Annotated in this window: 14 protein-coding genes and 1 pseudogene; 14 read left to right on the top strand and 1 reads right to left on the bottom strand. The window is 35.7% G+C overall.

The window, feature by feature from the left end:
- Nucleotides 1-5: 5 nt before the first annotated feature.
- The 13 genes and pseudogenes from ptb to TMATH_RS09325 all read left to right on the top strand — a co-directional run bounded on the left by ptb (nucleotide 6) and on the right by TMATH_RS09325 (nucleotide 13,031).
- Entirely contained in the window at nucleotides 6-902 is an 897-nt protein-coding gene (gene ptb / locus TMATH_RS09390; protein ID WP_013150780.1) for a phosphate butyryltransferase, read from the top strand.
- Nucleotides 903-928: 26 nt separating this feature from the next.
- A complete protein-coding gene (locus TMATH_RS09385; protein WP_013150779.1) occupies nucleotides 929-1,990 on the top strand; it encodes a Glu/Leu/Phe/Val family dehydrogenase in 1,062 nt (353 codons plus the stop codon).
- 123 nt (nucleotides 1,991-2,113) lie between these two features.
- Complete coding sequence (gene buk, locus TMATH_RS09380) at nucleotides 2,114-3,187, top strand: butyrate kinase (RefSeq protein WP_198002304.1); 1,074 nt, start codon at nucleotides 2,114-2,116, stop codon at nucleotides 3,185-3,187.
- A 14-nt stretch (nucleotides 3,188-3,201) separates the two neighbouring features.
- Nucleotides 3,202-3,876: pseudogene (locus tag TMATH_RS09375) on the top strand (hypothetical protein).
- Between the two features lie 14 nt (nucleotides 3,877-3,890).
- Nucleotides 3,891-4,103: a 4Fe-4S binding protein gene (locus TMATH_RS09370; RefSeq protein ID WP_013150777.1), complete on the top strand. Its 213-nt coding sequence runs from the start codon at nucleotides 3,891-3,893 to the stop codon at nucleotides 4,101-4,103.
- A gap of 15 nt (nucleotides 4,104-4,118) precedes the next feature.
- A complete protein-coding gene (locus tag TMATH_RS09365) occupies nucleotides 4,119-5,186 on the top strand; it encodes a 3-methyl-2-oxobutanoate dehydrogenase subunit VorB (RefSeq protein ID WP_012995860.1) in 1,068 nt (355 codons plus the stop codon).
- The gene (locus tag TMATH_RS09360; RefSeq protein WP_041591718.1) at nucleotides 5,186-5,935 is read left to right on the top strand and encodes a thiamine pyrophosphate-dependent enzyme; all 750 of its coding nucleotides are present in this window, start codon (nucleotides 5,186-5,188) and stop codon (nucleotides 5,933-5,935) included. Before TMATH_RS09365 ends, TMATH_RS09360 begins: the two co-directional genes overlap by 1 nt.
- A gap of 2 nt (nucleotides 5,936-5,937) precedes the next feature.
- Nucleotides 5,938-6,495 (top strand): 2-oxoacid:ferredoxin oxidoreductase subunit gamma family protein, encoded by a 558-nt coding sequence (locus tag TMATH_RS09355; RefSeq protein WP_013150775.1) that lies wholly within the window; start codon nucleotides 5,938-5,940, stop codon nucleotides 6,493-6,495.
- Between the two features lie 327 nt (nucleotides 6,496-6,822).
- Complete coding sequence (locus TMATH_RS09345) at nucleotides 6,823-7,716, top strand: bifunctional enoyl-CoA hydratase/phosphate acetyltransferase (RefSeq protein WP_013150774.1); 894 nt, start codon at nucleotides 6,823-6,825, stop codon at nucleotides 7,714-7,716.
- Between the two features lie 397 nt (nucleotides 7,717-8,113).
- Nucleotides 8,114-8,713 (top strand): lysophospholipid acyltransferase family protein, encoded by a 600-nt coding sequence (locus TMATH_RS09340; protein ID WP_013150773.1) that lies wholly within the window; start codon nucleotides 8,114-8,116, stop codon nucleotides 8,711-8,713.
- 68 nt (nucleotides 8,714-8,781) lie between these two features.
- Nucleotides 8,782-10,125: a phosphoglucosamine mutase gene (gene glmM / locus TMATH_RS09335; protein ID WP_013150772.1), complete on the top strand. Its 1,344-nt coding sequence runs from the start codon at nucleotides 8,782-8,784 to the stop codon at nucleotides 10,123-10,125.
- A gap of 257 nt (nucleotides 10,126-10,382) precedes the next feature.
- Entirely contained in the window at nucleotides 10,383-12,209 is a 1,827-nt protein-coding gene (glmS, locus tag TMATH_RS09330) for a glutamine--fructose-6-phosphate transaminase (isomerizing) (protein WP_013150771.1), read from the top strand.
- A gap of 642 nt (nucleotides 12,210-12,851) precedes the next feature.
- A complete protein-coding gene (locus TMATH_RS09325; RefSeq protein ID WP_041591668.1) occupies nucleotides 12,852-13,031 on the top strand; it encodes a hypothetical protein in 180 nt (59 codons plus the stop codon).
- A gap of 178 nt (nucleotides 13,032-13,209) precedes the next feature.
- Here the strand turns inward: TMATH_RS09325 and TMATH_RS09320 are convergent, their stop codons facing one another.
- Complete coding sequence (locus tag TMATH_RS09320; RefSeq protein WP_013150770.1) at nucleotides 13,210-13,608, bottom strand: four helix bundle protein; 399 nt, start codon at nucleotides 13,606-13,608, stop codon at nucleotides 13,210-13,212.
- 1,209 nt (nucleotides 13,609-14,817) lie between these two features.
- Between TMATH_RS09320 and TMATH_RS09315 the strand changes: the two genes are divergently transcribed.
- Nucleotides 14,818-15,141: a hypothetical protein gene (locus TMATH_RS09315; RefSeq protein ID WP_013150769.1), complete on the top strand. Its 324-nt coding sequence runs from the start codon at nucleotides 14,818-14,820 to the stop codon at nucleotides 15,139-15,141.
- The last annotated feature ends 37 nt before the right edge of the window (nucleotides 15,142-15,178 follow it).

Below are 15,178 nucleotides of genomic sequence, written 5' to 3'. Positions count from 1 at the left end.
AGGATATGAGAACATTTGAAGAAATGTATAATTACGTAAAAGACTTGCCTCCCAAAACTATAGCAGTAGCTCAAGCGGCGGATGAAGATGTATTAGAAGCGATTAAAGAAGCTCATGAAAGAGGAATAGTAAAAGCCATATTAGTTGGTGATAAAGAAAAAATAGAAAGGATAGCATCTTCAATATCAATGGATTTAAAGGATCACGAAATAATAGATACAAAAAATAACTTAGAAGCTTGTCGCGAAGCTGTAAAGCTTGTAAGCGAAGGCAAAGCGGATATATTGATGAAAGGCCTTGTACAGACGGCAGAGATATTAAGGGTTGTTTTAGATAAGGAAATTGGCCTTCGCACTGGAAGAACTTTAAGTCATGTGGCTGTTTTTGAATCTCCATATAACAGACTTATACTTTTGACAGATGCAGCAATGAATATTGCACCTGATTTAAAAGGGAAAATAGACATAATTTTAAATGCGGTAGACGTTGCAAGGCAAATTGGAATTGATGCTCCAAGGGTTGCAGTTTTAGGAGCTGTTGAAACAGTTAATCCTGATATGCAAGCTACCTTAGATGCAGCAATACTTTCAAAAATGAGTGAAAGAGGTCAAATCAAAGGGGCTATAATAGATGGGCCATTGGCTCTTGATAATGCTTTATCGGTAGAAGCAGCGCGGCATAAAGGGATAATAAGCCCTGTTGCAGGTAACGCTGATATTCTTTTAGTTCCAGATATTGAAGCTGGCAATATGCTGTATAAAGCTATAACCTATATAGCACAAAGAAGGATAGCAGGGATAATAATGGGGGCAAAAAGCCCGATTGTCTTGACTTCAAGGGCAGATTCCAGTGAAGCTAAATTTAATTCAATAATGCTCGCTTCTCTTGCTTCTAATGTTTGATTATTTAAAATGGGGGGATTTTTTTAATGAAGATTTTTGAGATTATGGAGAGTAAAGATTATGAAAATGTGATTTTATGCCATGACAAAACTTCGGGTCTTAAAGCCGTAATTGTAATTCATGACACAACATTGGGACCTGCTTTAGGTGGATGTAGGATGTGGACTTATGACTCAGAAGAAGATGCGATAAATGACGCATTAAGGCTTGCAAGAGGAATGACTTATAAAAATGCTGCTGCTGGTTTAAACTTAGGTGGTGGTAAAACAGTTGTAATTGGAAATCCGAGAAAAGACAAATCAGAAGCATTGTTTAGAAGTCTTGGAAGGTATATAGAATCTCTTAAAGGAAGATATATAACTGCTGAGGATGTTGGTACAAACTTAAAAGATATGGAATATATACACTATGAAACGAAATATGTAGCAGGGTTGGCTGAAACCAGCGGGGATCCATCTCCTTTTACAGCCTATGGCGTATTTAGAGGAATACAGGCAGCTTGTGAAGAAGTTTTTGGGACTTCAGATCTTAAAGGTTTGAGAATTGCAATACAAGGAGTAGGAAATGTAGGATACAATTTAGCAAAGTATCTATATGGAGCAGGGGCAAAGTTAATTGTAACAGACATATTTGAGGACAATGTAAAAAGAGTAGTGGAAGAAGTCAAAGCCGAATATGTAAAGCCAGATGAGATATACGGGGTAGAATGTGATATATTTGCCCCTTGTGCCTTAGGAGCGATAATAAACGATGAAACGATTCCACAGCTTAAGTGCAAGATAGTAGCAGGTTCAGCTAATAACCAGTTAAAAGAAGAGAGGCATGGGGATATATTACAAGAGAAAGGGATCCTCTATGTACCAGATTATATTATAAATGCGGGTGGAGTTATAAATGTAGCAGATGAACTCAATCCTTCTGGATATAACAGAGATAGAGCTATGAGAAAGGTTTCCATGATATTTGACACAGTGAGAAAGGTGATACAGAAGTCTAAGGAAGAGAACATTCCAACATATGTTGCAGCTGATAGAGTTGCGGAGGAGAGGATAAAAACTATTGCTGCCGTAAAAGACAATTATATTTAAATGGGGGCATGATATTCCCGCTCTTTCATTAAAATTTTGAAATAACTTTAATAATTTTTTGACAAAATTTTAATGTAAAAAGGAAGTGTAATATAATATAAATTGAGGAAGTAGACGGAGGGGATTGTTTTGTTTTTGATTCTTGTGATAAATCCCGGGTCTACATCTACAAAAGTTGCCGTGTTTAAAGACAAAGAGCCTGTTTTTACTGAGACTTTACGGCACAGCTCTGAAGAACTTGCTAAATACAAAAGTATTATTGACCAGTTTGAATTTAGAACTCAGGCAATTTTAAATATGTTAAAAGAAAAAGGAATTTCTCTTTCAGAAATTGATGCAATAGTAGGAAGAGGAGGACTTTTAAAGCCAATAGAAAGTGGAACTTATATTGTAAATGAAAAAATGATAGAGGATTTAAAGAAGGCTGAAAGAGGAGAACATGCTTCCAATTTGGGGGGTATAATTGCTTATACTTTAGCTAAAGAACACGATATTGAAGCTTATATAGTAGACCCTGTAGTAGTAGATGAATTAGAGGATATAGCAAGAATAACAGGAATGCCTGAGATTGAAAAGTCTAGTATATTCCATGCTTTGAATCAAAAAGCAATTGCTCGACGTTTAGCCGCCGATTTGAACAAAAAATACGAAGAGGTGAATTTGATTATCGCTCATTTAGGTGGCGGTATATCGATTGGGGCTCATAAACACGGCAGGGTAGTAGATGTAAATGATGCTTTAAATGGGGAAGGGCCTTTTTCTCCAGAAAGAGCGGGAGGGCTTCCTGTACTTGACTTAGTAAAGTTATGTTATAGTGGTAAATACACCTATCAGGAGATGAAAAAGAGGTTAATAGGACAAGGGGGAATAGTGGCACATTTAGGCACTAACGATGTAAGAGAAGTTTATAAAAAAATTGAAGAAGGAGATAAAAAAGCAGAATTGGTCTTAGAAGCTATGGCCTATCAGACAGCTAAGGAAATTGGAGCGATGGCAGTGGTTTTAAAAGGACAGGTAGATGCAATAGGAATTACAGGTGGAATAGCGTATAACGAGGATTTTGTAAAAAGGATAAGTGAAAGAGTAAAATTTATAGCTCCTATTTATGTATATCCAGGTGAGGATGAAATGTCAGCTTTGGCGCAGGGAGCATATCGGGTGCTTAGCGGTGAAGAAAAAGCTAAAATGTATAGTTAAAGGGATGATAGATAATGGATTTTAAAAGATTGACTATTGTAGTAGGGCATTACGGTACAGGTAAGACGGAAATTGCGATAAATTATGCTAAGCTTATAAGAGAATCAGGAAAAGAGGTAGAAATAGTGGACTTGGATATTGTAAACCCATATTTTCGGTCAAGAGAAGTGAGGAAGGAGCTCTTTGAGAAGTAGGGAATACGGGTAATAGGAGTAGAAGAGAAATATATGAATGCAGATGTGCCTGCTATTTCCCGTAACATCTATGGGGCATTATACAGCAAGGATAAATATGCAGTCTTCGATGTTGGGGGAGACGATGTAGGAGCAACTCCGTTAGGTCAGTATCGGCATATAATAAAGGATCAAGATGCAGAAGTATTATTTGTAATTAATGTAAATAGACCACTTACAAAAGATGTAAAATTGGTAATTGAATATCTTAAATCGATTGAAGAAGCAGCTAAAATTAAAGTGACTCATTTAGTAAACAATACCCATTTATCTTATGAAACAACAGTGGAGGATATTTTAAGAGGTCAAAAAGTGGTGGAAGAAGTCTCGAAAATTACAGGTATACCTATTAAGATGGTGACTGTAAAAAGAGAGTTACTCAATCAAGTTCCTGACGTAGGATATCCAATATTTCCAATTGACCTTTATATGAAAGCTCCATGGGATAAAATGTGAGAGGAGGAATTTATGTGGCAAAAGTTATTTTTAATGAAGATTTATGTAAAGGTTGCGAATTGTGTGTCAATGTCTGTCCTAAAAAGATTATTGAGATGGATTTAAGTAAAATAAATGTGAAAGGATATCATCCTGCTACTGTTAAGCCTGAAAATATGGACAAATGTATAGGTTGTGCATTCTGTGCTATGATGTGTCCAGATACTGTTATAACAGTTATAAAATAAATGGAGGGGAGTAAAATGGCTAAGGTATTAATGAAAGGTAATGAGGCGTTAGCGGAAGCAGCTATTCAAGCTGGGTGTAGACATTACTTTGGTTATCCTATAACACCTCAAAATGAGGTTACAGCTTACATGGCAAAGAGAATGCCGGAGGTAGGTGGCGTATTTTTACAAGCAGAAAGTGAAGTTTCTGCTATAAATATGGTATATGGGGCAGGTGGAGCAGGAGCTCGTGTTATGACTTCTACCAGCAGCCCTGGTTTGAGCCTTATGCAAGAAGGTATTTCATATCTTGCAGGTGCTCAAGTACCTTGTGTAATTGTGAATATAATGAGGGGTGGTCCAGGACTAGGAAATATTCAAGGAGCCCAAGGAGATTATTTTCAATCTACAAAAGGAGGAGGCCATGGAGATTATAAATTGATAGTTCTTGCTCCTTCTACAATCCAAGAAATGGCAGATTTAGTTCAGGAAGCTTTTGACATTGCCGATGAATATAGAAACCCTGTTGTAATATTGGGAGATGGAATGTTAGGCCAAATGATGGAACCTGTAGATTTTGACAATATTCAGAAAAAGACAAGGAATATCCCTGAAAAAACGTGGGCTACTACAGGTAGAGGAAATAGAGAGCATAGAAACATAATCAACTCTTTATATATCGATCCACCTGTATTAGAGAAATATAATTATGAGTTATTTGAAAAATATGCAAAGGCTGAAAAGAATGAAGTTAGATATGAAATGATAAATTGCGAAGATGCGGATATTATTTTAGTTGCTTATGGTACTATTGCCCGCGTAGCAAAGAATGTGATGAACATTGCGAGAAGAGAAGGGTATAAAGTAGGATTAATAAGACCTATTTCCTTGTGGCCTTTCCCGAAAGAGCCTTTTGAAAAGACAGTTGATACGGCAAAAGCTTATTTGACGGTAGAAATGAGTATGGGACAGATGGTAGAAGATGTAAAACTTGCAGTACAATTCAAAAAACCGGTTTATTTCTACGGAAGGCCGGGTGGTATGATACCAGAGCCAGCTGTGATGCTAGAACAAATTAAGGAAATAGCAGGAGGTGCGAAATGATGGCTATAGTATTTCAAAAAACAAAGGGACTCACAGATACGCCTTTCCATTATTGTCCCGGTTGTACCCACGGTATAATCCACAGGCTGGTAGCTGAAGTTATGGAAGAATTAGATGTTTTAGATAAAGCAATAGGAGTTGCTCCTGTAGGATGTGCTGTATTTGCATATGAGTATTTTAATTGCGATATGCAAGAAGCTGCTCATGGAAGGGCTCCAGCAGTTGCTACAGGTATAAAGAGGGTTCATCCTGATAAAATTGTGTTTACTTATCAAGGAGATGGAGACTTAGCAGCTATTGGAACGGCAGAGATTGTTCATGCGGCTGCAAGGGGAGAAAATATAACAGTTATTTTTGTCAACAATGCCAACTATGGAATGACAGGAGGACAAATGGCTCCCACTACATTAATTGGCCAGGAAACAATTACTACTCCTTACGGAAGAAAGCCAGAAATAAATGGTTATCCCATTAGAGTGAGTGAAATGCTAGCAACACTTGATGGGACAGCGTATATTGAAAGAGTAGCGGTTTATGATGTGAAACATGTAATGCAGGCTAAAAAAGCTATAAAAAACGCATTTTTGGCTCAAATACAAAAGAAGGGATTTGCAATGGTAGAAGTTCTATCTAGTTGTCCTACTAATTGGGGTATGACCCCGATAGAGGCATTAAATTGGATAAAAGATTATATGGAACCTTATTACCCTTTGGGTGTGTATAAAAACACCTTAGAGGAGGTTAAGTAATTATGGAAGAAAGAATAATCTTTGCAGGCTTTGGTGGTCAAGGAGTTTTGTCAATGGGGCTTATAATTACCTATGCGGGAATGTTTGAGGGAAAAAATGTGTCTTGGACTCCTTCTTATGGTCCTGAAATGAGAGGGGGAACAGCCTACTGCAATGTCACTGTATCGGATGAAGAGGTAGGTTCTCCGGTTATTACAGAGGCTACTTCTGTAATTGTAATGAATAGGCCTTCTTTAGACAAATACGAATCTTATGTAATACCAGGTGGTAAATTATTCATAAATACTTCGTTAGTAGACAGAAAAGCAGAGAGAAAAGACATAGAAGTGTATGAAATACCTGCTAACGATATTGCCAGTGAATTAGGCAATTTAAAAATTGCTAACATGATAATGTTAGGTGCTTTCATAGAAACTACTAAAGTTGTAAAATTGGAAACAGCACTAAAAGCTCTGCATGAAGTCTTTGGCAAAGGTAAAGAGCATTTGATACCTATTAACGAAAAAGCCTTAAATAAGGGAGTAGAATTAGTGAAAAGTCTCATTACAACTAAAAAATAACCTCTTCGGAGGTTATTTCAGTTTGTTGACAAAGTTAAAAAATATTCAAAGGAGATATTTTGCATCGTCGCTCCGATGTTCCAAAGCGACAAAACTAAAGCTCGACCTTCGGGCTCCGGCAGGGTACCGGGCACAATCGGCCTTCTTGCCTCAGGTGCCCGCCTTCGCCATCCATGGCTTCGGCCCTGCCTCCACCCTCGGTCTTGCTAAGTTTTGTTACCGCTTTGTAACAAGTCGCTCCTTATGCAAAATATCTCCTTTACGAAAGTTTGTCTACAGTCTGAAATAACCTCTTCGGAGGTTATTTTTTCTGTAGGAGGTGTAAACTTGAAAAAATTAAGTGAAATTGTAAAGAAAGCAAAAGGATTCAATAAAATATTTACTGTGGCAGGGGCAGAAGACTGTGAAGTATTGTTAGCATGCGAATCTGCAAGAAAAGAAGGGATAGGAAATCCTATATTGGTAGGTATTAAAGAAAAAATAGAAACTATTGCAAAAGATATAGGCATTGATATTAAGCAATATGAAATAATTGATGAAAAAGAAGAGTCGGAAAAATGCAAAAGGGCAGTTTTAGAAGTTAGAGAAGGTAGAGCTTCTTTTGTCATGAAAGGCCTTGTTCCTACTGCTACTCTTTTAAAGGTTGTTCTTGACAGCGAATACGGCATCAGAGGAGACGGATTACTCAGTCATGTAATGGTTTATGAAATTCCAAATTATCATAAATTATTACTTTTAACCGATGGAGGAATGAATATAAGTCCTACTTTAGAAGAGAAAGTGCAAATTTTAAAAAATGCTATTAAAGTGGCAAAAGCTATAGGAATAGAAAATCCTAAAGTAGCCTGTTTGTCGGCGGTAGAAGTGATAAATCCTAAAATGCTTTCCACTGTTGAAGCCGCTAAATTAAAGGAAATGAACCAGAGAGGAAAGATAGAAGGAATAGTAGATGGCCCTTTAGCATTTGACCTTGCCATAAGCAAGGAAGCGGCAATTCACAAAGGAGTAAAAAGTGAGGTTGCAGGAGATGCAGATATATTATTAGTACCTTTTATAGAAGTTGGAAATGTTTTAGGTAAAAGCTTTACTTACTTTGCCAAGGCAAGAAGTGCGGGAATTGTGGTAGGAGCAAAAGCGCCAATTGTCTTAGTATCGAGAGCTGATTCCCACGAAGATAAGTTTAATTCTATAGCTTTTGCATCTATAGTATCTGCTTGGTAAGGACGAATTAAATGGGGAGAAATTAAATGAAAAAAATAATGATGGAGGATGAGGCAGTAGCCCGTGGTATTATACTTTCTGTACTCATGGGCAAAGAAGAATAACCTAAAAACTTGATTGAGGAAATATCAAAAAGCACAAAATATAGTTCTTTTGGGAGTACTTGTTAAATATTTAGGACTATAAGACATTGATTGGGAAGAGATAATAAAAAATAACGTGCCACAAAAATTTGTCGAATTAAATATAAATGCATTTAAAAAAGGACTTGAGATAAACTGAGGAGGGGTAAACGCCCTCCCTTTTTTATTATAAAGAAGGATTGTCAAACATTATAGCGAATATATTTTATAGCACTGACTTTATGAACTTGCCATGAAGGAGGGGGGATTATTTTTTGTTATATAGAATTTTACGGTTTATTGCTAGATTAATTCTTGAGATATTCTATTCCCTTGAAGTAAAATATGAGAAAAATTTACCTGAGGGAGCTTGTATTTTTGTTGCAAACCATCAAAGTTTGCTAGATCCAGTTGTAGTAGTCTGTTCTGTAAAAAGACCCGTTATATTTTTAGCAAGTTCTGAACTTTATAAAATAATTTTTTTAAAACCTGTCTTAAAAATTGCCAAGGCAATTCCTATAAAAAAGAATTCGCCTGATTTAAATGCTCTAAAACAAGCGTTATCTAGACTAAAGGAAGGAGATTCTATAGGATTATTTCCAGAAGGAGGAATATCACCAACTGGTAAAGTAAAGAAAATGCATGAAGGGGCTATGTATCTAGCATATAAATCTGGAAAACCTATAGTCCCAATTGCAATATTGGGTACCTATTCGATACTTCCTTTTGGAACGTATATTCCTAAAATTAAAGGGAAAATTAGAGTGAAAATAGGAGAACCAATTTATCCAAATTTGAATATAGATATAAAGGCAGAAATTGGTGAATTGAGAGATAAAGTTATGCAAAAGATTTTGAAAATGCTGGAGGAATAATGTAAATTGAAAAGTAGTTTTCACTGTGATAAAATATTATCGTATGATTTATTGAGAGGAGATAGAAAATGGCAAGGTTGTTTGGTACAGATGGTGTTAGAGGTATAGCTAATTATGATTTGACTCCACAACTTGCTTTTGAACTAGGAAGAGCAGGGGCTTATGTGTTGACTCAGGGGACTCATAGACCTAAGGTTGTGGTTGGTAAAGACAGTCGTATATCTGGTGATATGTTGGAATGCGCCTTAACTGCAGGCCTTACCTCTGTAGGGGCAGAGGTTATAAGTGTGGGGATAATTCCTACACCAGCGGTAGCTTACCTTACCCGATTATATCAAGCAGATGCTGGAGTTATGATATCGGCATCTCATAATCCTGTAGAGTACAATGGGATAAAATTTTTTGATAAAGATGGATATAAATTGCCAGATGAAGTAGAAGATAGAATAGAAAATATAATAAAAGAAAAAAATGAGTTGCCCTCTCCTATTGGGACAGGAATAGGTACAAGGAAAGAATACACAAATTCTCATAGAGATTACATAGAGTTTTTAAAATCTACAATTGATGGGGATTTAAAAGGAATGAAAATTGTAATTGATTGTGCTTATGGAGCCAGCAGCACAGTGGCGCCAATTTTGTTTAAGGAATTGGGTGCAGAGGTTATATTGTATGGAGCAGAACCTATAGGGGATAAGATAAATGTCAATTGTGGTTCTACTCATCCTGAAAAATTGCAACAACTTGTGATAAAAAATGGGGCCGATATAGGTTTAGCCTTTGATGGAGATGCTGACAGACTTATTGCAGTTGATGAAAAAGGAAATGTTATTGATGGAGACCACATAATGGCAATATGTGCTATAGATTTAAAGAAAAAAGGTAGATTAAAAAATAACACAGTTGTAGCAACAGTTATGAGCAATATCGGTTTTGAGATTGCACTTAAAGAGCAAGGGATTAATCTCATAAGAACAAAAGTAGGCGATAGATATGTTTTGGAAGAGATGATAAAAGGTAGATATTCTATTGGTGGAGAACAATCGGGTCATATTATTTTCCTTGATGACAATACTACTGGAGATGGGGAAATTACAGCTTTAAAACTTTGTTCTATTTTAAAAGAAAGTGGGAAAAAATTGTCAGAATTAGCTGCCTGTATGGTTACTTACCCACAAGTTCTTATAAACGCAAAAGTAAAAAATGAGTTAAAAAATGCCTATTTGGAGGATGAAGAAATAAAAAGGGAAATTAAAAATTTAGAAAGGGAAATGAAAGGAGATGGTAGAGTACTGATAAGGCCATCTGGTACTGAGCCTCTTGTGAGAGTTATGGTAGAAGGAAAAGATTATAATAAAATTAGTCAAATGGCAAAAAAACTTGCCGAGTTAATAGAAAGAAAATTAAATTAAATAAAAGTGCGAAAGGTATTATTTGAAAGGGGGGATGCTTATTGAAAAAGAGCAGATAGGTAAAAGCTAAAACTTTAAAAAGCGCCTGGGCTTAAAGTGTACACTTTAAGCTGACGAGGACAGGGTTTATCGAGTTATCGGCGGGTGCCCTGCGGTTTCCCTGCGACCGATAAAAGACTGGTAAAACCACAGGCGACTGTGGCATAAAGCAGTCTGGGCAGGGTAATATCCATTACAATAATGAGAGGAGACTAAATATGTGTGGAATTGTAGGGTATATTGGCGATAAACAGGCGACGCCAATACTTTTAGATGGATTGACAAAATTAGAGTATAGAGGCTATGATTCGGCAGGAATTGCCATTTTAAATGATGGCAATATAAATATAAAGAAAGCAAAGGGAAGATTAAATGTCCTAAAAGAGCTGGTTGAAAAAGATAGTATGGCAGGTACCATAGGGATAGGACACACAAGGTGGGCTACCCATGGAGAACCATCTGACACCAACTCCCATCCCCATTTATCCCAATCAGGATTGATTGCAGTAGTTCACAATGGCATAATTGAAAACTATCTGCCACTTAAAAAATGGCTATTGGAAGAAGGCTATACTTTTAAGTCTGAGACTGATACAGAAGTTGTAGCAAATTTGCTGGAGTATTATTACAATGGTGATATAGTAGAGGCAGTGAAAAAAGTTTTAGACAGAATTGAAGGTTCTTATGCCTTGGGCGTTTTATGCAAAAACAATCCCGATATGATTGTAGCTGCAAGAAAAGAAGCACCTCTTATAGTTGGAATAGGCAATGGTGAAAACTTTATTGCATCTGATATCCCAGCTATATTAAAACATACAAGAAGTGTATATTTTCTTGATGACAATGAGATTGCCATAATTAGAAAAGACAGCGTAGAGTTTATAGACATGTTTGGAAGGCAAGTAGAAAAATCGCTTTTTGAAGTAAAATGGGATGTAGAGGCGGCTGAAAAGGGCGGTTATGAACATTTCATGATAAAAGAAATTCACGAACAGCCAAACGCGATAAAAGATACTCTAAGAGGTAGGATAGTCAATGATTCAGAAATAGTTTTAGACGATGTAAAAATTACAAAAGAAGACCTTGAAAAGATAGATAAAATTTTTATTGTAGCGTGTGGAACAGCTTATCATGCGGGTGTTGTTGGGAAATACGTTATAGAAAATCTTGCGAGAATACCTGTTGAAGTAGATGTCGCTTCAGAATTTAGATATAGAAACCCATTAGTAAATGAAAGAACTCTTACAATTGTAATAAGCCAGTCAGGAGAGACAGCAGATACCATTGCTGCATTAAAAGAGGCTAAGAAAAAGGGGTCAAGAGTTATAGCCATTACAAACGTCGTTGGAAGTTCTGTCTCCAGAGAAGCAGATGATGTACTATATACATGGGCGGGACCGGAGATTGCTGTAGCTTCTACCAAAGCTTATACTACGCAACTTGTAGCCCTCTATCTTATAGCTATGGACCTTGCAATAAAGAAAGGAACGATAACTAAAACAAAGGTTATGGAACTTTGTACAGAATTAAAGAAGCTGCCAGAAAAAGTTCAGTACCTTCTTGACAACAAAGAGACAATTCAAAAATTTGCTTATGAACATTACAACGCAAAAGACGTTTTTTACATTGGAAGAGGATTGGACTATGCTGTTGCTATGGAAGGTTCCTTAAAACTTAAAGAAATATCTTATATTCACTCAGAAGCTTATCCGGCTGGTGAATTAAAACACGGAACTTTAGCCCTTGTAGAAGATGGAACACTTGTGATAGCTCTTGCGACCCAAGAGGACCTTTTTGAAAAGATGCTCAGCAATATAAAAGAAGTAAAGGCAAGAGGCGGTTTTATACTTGCTTTTGCAAAACAAGGCAATCTGCAGCTAGAGGACGTTGTAGACAAAGTAATATATATACCTGATACACTTAAAGAATTAACCCCAGTATTGACAGTTGTACCTTTGCAGCTTTTGGCATATTATATGGCAGTAGAAAAAGGATGTGACGTAGATAAACCGCGTAATCTTGCAAAATCAGTTACAGTAGAATAAAAAGATATTAAAAAAGGTTGGAAAGGTGTATATTTCATTTAAATCTTTTCCGCATGCGAAAAAAGTGTTTCCGTTGAGTGAGTGTTAAGAGAAAAGGATAGATTAAGTAATAAGGATAAAGGGTAAAGGAATAACAAAGGGATAAGTGGTAAGGCCTCGAAAAATCAAGGTTTACGCCACTTATCCCTTTTTCCTTTCATCCTTGACCCTGCCCCATTTGGAAAGACTTTTTTCGTACAAAGTAGAGCATACATTGGGAAATTTTAGTAGAAATATAGCTTAATTACGGAAAAACTTTATTACCTCCCAGAAAATGCCATGTAGATTTTATGCGGGTTTGAGGGATTGGAAATGGAAAGGGTTTTTTTAAATTAACATAGTTAGGGGTAAGGGAAAAAGGAGATAAGGATCAAGTTTAGAAATTGTTTTTAGCGGAAGTTTTTCCGTGAAGAATAAAGGCGTTTATATCTTTTCCTCATTTGCTTATTTCCGATGCGAAAAAAGCAGCTTATCCTTATTTCTGAAGTCTTTGAACCTGTTAAAAATCTTCTTTTAACAAATATGAAATTTTGATATTATTATGGCAGAAAAGATAAGGAGGGACTGAAACTGGAGCGAAAAATAATTTTCAAAAATGGCTGTATGATAGATTGCTATGTTACTGACAAGAAAATATTAGAACACAAGGTTACTGAAATAATCAATAAAAGTGAAGATTATATCAGGCAACTCGAAGAAGGAGATGTTGGCAGAATTGCCGATATTAACGAACGAATTTTTATCAGGTTCTATATTACGGAAAAAAGTATAATAAAAGTATAATAATAGATGAAGTGCAGGAACAGGTTTATATAATATAAGTGGTATAAGGGATAGATAAGAGCAGGGTTAAGGGTTTAGGTGAAAAAGAAAGAAAATTAAGAAATGGGAATAAGTGTAGAGCTTATAATAAAAAGTGTATACACTTATTCCCATATAAATGGCAGAAACATGAAAAAGGTTACGCTATTTCCTCATCTCCTGCTTGATATTGAAGTTTTCGGATACAGCCGATCAACATCTTAATTATTTCAACTGTTTTTTCTTCAAGCTTATCATAATCTTCTTGAGAAATATATCCATTATCAGCAGCAATAACAAGCCAATGGCGCGTTTCCGATGCGCTGCCGAGCGCATTATTAAGGAAATTGATTTGTTTTTTCTTATAAAGCTGGCCGTTGCCCTCTGCAATATTTGCCCCGATTGAGGCAACGGCCCTAATAATTTGTGATTTTGCAGCATAGGTTTCGAATTGCGGAAAATTAGCGGAAACTTTATAAATATCTTGAGTCAATTCCCTTGCTTTTTGCCAGACAATTAGCGTTTTAAAATCCTTTATGCAGATATCATTTTGCTCCATCCCTATCACTCTCCCTTCTTAAAATGTTATTATTTGTTCTTATAATAACTAAAAGGGGATTTTAAAATCAAATTTTACTAAGTGGCTATTGGAACAAGGATTAAGAAAATAAAAGTTTTTTATAAAACTATAAAATTAAAAGCCTCTACCCTGCTGGTTCTCAGAGTAGAGGCTTTATTTTTCGTTTTTAAAAATGAACGGAACGATTTTGAATATGTAAAACTTTAATTTTCGTTTTTAAAATCGAAATTGTATTTATATCACGAGAGCCTCCGCCAGTCTTGCTCCAAACACTGTGAATAAGTTGAATGGTATATAAAATATTTTTCTATAAACAGTCTCCCTGAAACAATTTCAAGCTCCCTGTTTTTGTTCGGAAGTGCTATTTCAACTTCATCTCGCCAAAAATCTTTTCGCCGCACGCAAATCCAAAAAATGCCGCGCGGCGAGCAAACGAATTTTATTTATGTCAGCCTCTTTCGGATTTAGTTTTTCAAAGCGCATGGATATTTTAGCATTTATAGCATTTATATTCTAATACATCAATGGTTTTTACAAAAAAACATAAAAATTACTCTAATAAAAACTTGAGCAAAAAGCAATACATTTTTAAAAACGCTTTGACCGAAAGCATAATCTCGTTACATTGCCGATAACAAAGAATTAAGAGACGGGAACTTATTATTAAAAAAGAGCTTTCAGCTTAGTAAAATCAAAGCTTTCAGCCATCTAGGGTATCGAGTCAAAGACAATATACCTGTAGGGAAAAATAATTCGCATTAATACAAATTAATATGAATTGATTTGTATTAATTTATATTAATTTGTATTAATTCATATTGGCCCATATTAAAAGACTGAAGAGGTTGAAGAGCCAACTGAGAAAAACGAGAGCGGAAATAATAAATACGATTTTAGAAACGGTGCAATCATGGAGGCTATTTATTGTTTAGCAGTAAAAAACATTTATTATTATAAAGAAAAACTTAGTATACTTGGGATAAAGCCAAATAATTCGTTGAGGTTAGTCTAAAAATGTAATTTTAAAGATTTTTGCAATATCGCAATAAATATAGATTTGGGAATTAAGCATTTTGTAGGCTCTAAAATGGTTTTACTGCTCACGAAGTTTAAAGAAAAATCTAAAAAAAACTTGATGAATTTTATTATATATTGTGCTATGATTAAAGAGAAGGAGGGGTATATTTTGTGAAAGAGCCACATCAGATATGGGCTTTGCTGACTCCAGAGATGCATAAAAAACTAAAAGAATATGCAGTTGAGAACCAAATAGCTTCTACCCGTGCGAAAATGATTATGTATATCATTTACAATTTTCATCCTGACCAGCTTTTGGAAGATTATACCTTCCAGTCAAAGACTGGGAAGATGGTTAATATAAAAGTTTCTGATACAGAGCTTGAGTATATCAAAAATCTTGCCCAACGCTACAATGTAGCTATTAGCCGCTTGCTGAGAAACATAGTTTATACTTATTTCCAGAGTATAGAAAAGGAAAGACAGAAAGCGTAGTTTTATTAAGGCGGAATAATATTTAGGGGAGTGAAAG

The sequence above is a fragment of the Thermoanaerobacter mathranii subsp. mathranii str. A3 genome (assembly GCF_000092965.1).
GTDB classification, from domain to species: Bacteria; Bacillota; Thermoanaerobacteria; order Thermoanaerobacterales; family Thermoanaerobacteraceae; genus Thermoanaerobacter; species Thermoanaerobacter thermocopriae.
The sequence above is the reverse complement of the archived record's forward strand: the minus strand, read 5'-3'. Positions and strand labels throughout refer to the sequence as shown.